Below are 537 nucleotides of genomic sequence, written 5' to 3'. Positions count from 1 at the left end.
GAGTAAATTAGGGGTTGTTTTACAGGATACGTATTTATTTGCAGGAACGATTATGGAACATATTCGATATGGACGTTTAGATGCAAGTGATGAAGAAGTAGTTGCAGCAGCAAAAGCAGCATCAGCACATTCTTTTATAAAACATCTACCGAATCAATATGAAACGGAAATTGCTTCAGAAGGTTCGAATTTAAGCCAAGGACAAAAACAACTCCTTGCGATTGCACGAGCGATTTTAGCAGATGCAGATATATTAATTCTCGACGAAGCAACATCTAATATTGATACGAGAACAGAATTGCAAATTCAATCTGGATTAAATAATTTAATGAGAGGGCGAACAAGTTTTGTAATCGCTCATCGGCTGAAAACGATTGAAAAAGCAGATCAAATACTTGTAATTAAAGATGGTAGTATTTTTGAAAGAGGAAATCACGAATCTCTTATGGAAGAGAAAGGATTCTACTTTGATTTGTATACAAGTCAGTTTAAAATTTAACAAAAATATTGATGTAATGCGGTTTCTCGTGATAAGAG

1 protein-coding gene is annotated in these 537 nt (G+C 34.3%); it reads left to right on the top strand.

Translation table 11 applies throughout. From position 1 onward, the window contains the following. Positions 1 to 499: ATP-binding cassette domain-containing protein (locus AC1DJR_RS33040; RefSeq protein ID WP_477004572.1), on the top strand; the 499-nt coding region annotated here is incomplete at its 5' end. Between the last annotated feature and the right edge of the window lie 38 nt (positions 500 to 537).

It is taken from the genome of Bacillus sp. 05T31 (genome assembly GCF_056396725.1).
The sequence above is the reverse complement of the archived record's forward strand: the minus strand, read 5'-3'. Positions and strand labels throughout refer to the sequence as shown.